Genomic DNA, 3,628 nt, shown 5'->3' with positions numbered 1-3,628 from the left:
GGGAACCGACCCCGCCGGTGCCAAGGCCATCGCCCGGTCCATGATGAGCAGTTACGGCTGGGACGACTCGCAGTTCTCCTGCCTGGAGAATCTGTGGAACCGCGAGTCCGGCTGGAACTACCAGGCGGAGAACCCTTCCTCGGGCGCCTATGGCATTCCCCAGGCGCTGCCCGGCTCCAAGATGAGCTCCGTCGCCGACGACTGGTCCACCAACCCCTCCACCCAGATCACCTGGGGGCTCGGCTACATCTCCGGCCGCTACGGCAGCCCCTGCTCGGCCTGGGCTCACTCCGAGTCCGTCGGCTGGTACTGAGCCGACAGGCCGGCCGGGATGCTACATCGCCCTGCCGGCACTCGACACGTATTCGACGGCGTCCGTCCCCCGGTGGGCGGACGCCGTCGCAATACGAGGGAGACGCATCTCACACGGGGGTGAGATGGCTTATTGTCAGGACCTTCGTCATTCCACTACCGTGGCACCCGCCGTCGATCGGAAGGACGTCTCCCCATGAGTCCCACCACCCATCGTCATGCCCATGCTCTGCCCGAGGAGCCGGTCCTGCCGACCTCCCGGGAGAAGGCTGAAGGCCGCGGGAATACGCGCACCATGGCGCTGCGCGCCGGTCTCGTGGCCCTGGCTCTGTCGGTGGCGGTCTCCGGCGGCGCCTACGCCGCCGTGCGAGTCGGCGAGCACGGCCGGGCGGCCGGTGGAGGCGTAACGGACCAGCGCATCGACGCTCTCGGCGCCGAGGGCGGTCGCAACGGGGTCTCGGTCACGAAGAGCACTTCCACGTTCACCACCGAGACGGTTGACACCACCGACCCCCACGGCTCTCTCCAGCAGGAGAGCGGCGACCTGCCCCAGGGGGAGACCCGGGTCGTCACGCCGGGCGTCGACGGCCTGGTGCGCACCACTTATGAGGTCACCACCGTCGACGGCAAGGAGGTCTCACGCACCCCGATCGCCCAGGTGGTCGTCACCCAGAAGGTGGACGAGGTCGTCCTCGTGGGCACCGGCGCCGCTAAGCAGCAGGAACAGCCCCGGACGCAGACCCCTGCTCCGTCCGCCTCGCCCGACTCCTCCGGCGGATCGTCGTCTTCCGGTGGCTCGACGTCCTCCGGCGGTTCCGACGGCAGCACTGGCACCACCACTGAGAGCGGGGCCGGGGACGACGTCTGGGCCAAGCTCGCCCAGTGCGAGTCCGGCGGCAACCCGAGGACCAACACCGGCAACGGCTTCTACGGCATGTACCAGTTCACCCTGGAGACCTGGCAGTCCCTGGGAGGAACCGGCTATCCCCACGAGGCCGACGCCGCCACCCAGACCGAGATGGCCAAGAGGCTCCAGCAAAGGGCCGGCTGGGGCCAGTGGCCCGGCTGCTCCGACAAGCTCGGTCTGCACTGAAGTAACGCGCCTTCGAGGCGATCGGGGCGATCGGCGCCCCGCTGGCCGCGGCTGCCCGCCCCGCGCGGTTCGCGGGGCATTGCCGGCCGTCAGAGAACATACTGCGTGTTCCCAGATATCTCACAGTGACAAAGGGTGGGCGCCGATTACTGTGTCCCCATGACATTGCCGGTACCCGATTCACAGGTGCCCCCGGCAGGAGGCGCCCGAGCGAACGGGCCTGGCCCTGCAGGAGCCTGCGAGGCCACCTCTGAGGCCCCATCCGACCCCGCCTGCGCGGACCTCATCCCGGAAGACGCCCGGAGCCCCCGGAACCAGCACGCGACCACGCCCCCGGGCTCCCGAGCCGCTGGCCTCCTGGGACCCTCCGAGGTCCGGGGCCTGTCCCGGGCGCTGGGCATCCGCCCCACCAAGACGCTGGGCCAGAACTTCGTCCATGACGCCGGCACCGTGCGCCGTATCGTCAGGAGCTCCGGTGTTCTGCCCGATGACACCGTCCTGGAGATCGGCCCGGGCCTGGGCTCCCTCACCCTGGCGCTGCTGGAGACCGGGGCGCGCGTCATCGCCGTCGAGATCGATCCCGCCCTCGCCCGGGCCCTGCCCATCACCGTCGCCGACCGCATGCCCGAGGCCGCCGACCGCCTCGGCGTCGTCGAGGCCGACGCGCTGAGCATCACTGGGCCCGAGGCCCTGGGTGGGGTCGATGTCCCCCCGCCCACCCGCCTCGTGGCGAACCTGCCCTACAACGTGGCCGTCCCCGTCCTGCTCACGGTCCTGGAGGCCCTGCCCAGCCTGGAAACCGTCACCGTCATGGTCCAGGCCGAGGTCGCCGACCGCCTCGCCGCCGCGCCCGGCTCGCGCACCTACGGCGTCCCCAGTGTCAAGGCCGCCTGGTACGCCGCCGCCCGCCGCACCCTCACCATCTCCCGCCACGTCTTCTGGCCCGCACCCAACGTCGACTCCGCCCTCGTCGAGCTCGTCCGCCGCAGGCCCCCGGACACGCGCGCCACTCGCGAACAGGTCTTCGCCCTCGTCGACGCCGCCTTCGCCCAGCGGCGCAAGACCCTGCGCAAGGCCCTGGCGAAGGCGGCCGGAGGAGCCGACGCCGCAGAGACCGCCCTGCGCGCCGCCGGCATCGACCCCGCGCGGCGCGGCGAGACCCTCGACATCACCGCCTTCGCCGCCCTGGCCGAGGCGCTGCATTCCATCGACGCCGATGAGGCCGCCGCGCCAACGCCTCCCATCACCTCTCAGGAGCAGTCATGAACCACCTGCGTGCCGTCCCCGGCGTTACCGCCGGTCCTCGCGATCCCTCGACGCCGCCGCCCCGCAGCGGCTCGGCCAGCTCCGTGCGCGTCGAGGCCCCCGGCAAGGTCAACCTCTTCCTGTCCGTCGGCGCCTCCGGCACTGACGGCTACCACCAGCTCACCACGGTCTTCCAGGCCGTGCGCCTCATCGAGACCGTCACCGCCCGTCGCCAGTCCGTCCGGGACCGCGGCACCGTCACTCTCACCCTCGAGGAGCCCGACGCCGACGTCCCCACCGATGCCTCCAACCTGGCCATGCGGGCCGCCGAGCTCCTGGCCGAGACCACAGGCGTGAGTGAGGGCGTCGACCTCCTCCTGCGCAAGCGCGTTCCCGTGGCCGGGGGTATGGCCGGGGGATCGGCCGACGCCGCCGCCACCCTCGTGGCCTGCAACATCCTGTGGGGCACGGGCCTATCGCTGCTCGAGCTCTCCGCCCTGGCCGCCCGACTCGGGGCCGATGTGCCCTTCCCCTTAACCGGGGCCACCGCCGTCGGGTCCGGCCGCGGTGATCTCGTCACCCCGATCATGACCCGGGGCTCCTACCACTGGGTCTTCGCCCTGGCCGAGGAGGGCCTGTCCACGCCCGCGGTCTTCCGTCGCTTCGACGAGCTGACCGGTACCGGCGCGCCCGCAGTGCGGGATGTGCCCGAGGCCCTCACCTCGGCCCTGCGCGCCGGAGACGCGCCCGCCCTGGCCGCCTCCCTGCACAACGATCTCCAGGCCGCAGCCCTCGACCTGCGCCCCGAGCTGGCCCGGGTCATCGCCGTGGCCGAGGAGGCCGGGGCGCTGCGCGCCATCGTCTCCGGATCGGGCCCCACCATCGCCGCCCTGGTCGAGAACCCGGCCGGCGCCCAGCAGGTCTCCCGCGCGCTGATGGCCTCGGGCCTGGTCGCCGACGTTCTGCGCGCCGACGCCC

The 3,628-nt window shown here is 72.0% G+C and carries 3 protein-coding genes and 1 pseudogene; all 4 read left to right on the top strand.

The window, feature by feature from the left end; all coding sequences use genetic code 11:
• Window positions 1-313 (top strand): annotated as a pseudogene (locus tag HMPREF0975_RS16405) (G5 domain-containing protein); the annotation flags it as partial.
• A 195-nt stretch (window positions 314-508) separates the two neighbouring features.
• Window positions 509-1,405: a resuscitation-promoting factor gene (locus HMPREF0975_RS17165; protein ID WP_009234911.1), complete on the top strand. Its 897-nt coding sequence runs from the start codon at window positions 509-511 to the stop codon at window positions 1,403-1,405.
• A gap of 159 nt (window positions 1,406-1,564) precedes the next feature.
• Window positions 1,565-2,671 carry a 16S rRNA (adenine(1518)-N(6)/adenine(1519)-N(6))-dimethyltransferase RsmA gene (gene rsmA, locus HMPREF0975_RS14120; protein WP_009234910.1) on the top strand — a complete coding sequence of 369 codons (1,107 nt, stop codon included), beginning with the start codon at window positions 1,565-1,567 and terminating at the stop codon, window positions 2,669-2,671.
• Window positions 2,668-3,628 (top strand): 4-(cytidine 5'-diphospho)-2-C-methyl-D-erythritol kinase (locus HMPREF0975_RS14115; RefSeq protein ID WP_009234909.1); only part of this gene is annotated, 961 nt, incomplete at its 3' end. The genes rsmA and HMPREF0975_RS14115, both read left to right, overlap by 4 nt.

This window comes from Actinomyces sp. oral taxon 849 str. F0330 (genome assembly GCF_000239715.1).
In the GTDB taxonomy this organism is placed as follows: Bacteria; Actinomycetota; Actinomycetes; order Actinomycetales; family Actinomycetaceae; genus Actinomyces; species Actinomyces johnsonii.
Note: the sequence above shows the minus strand (reverse complement) of the source record. Positions and strands in the feature narration are given on the sequence as shown.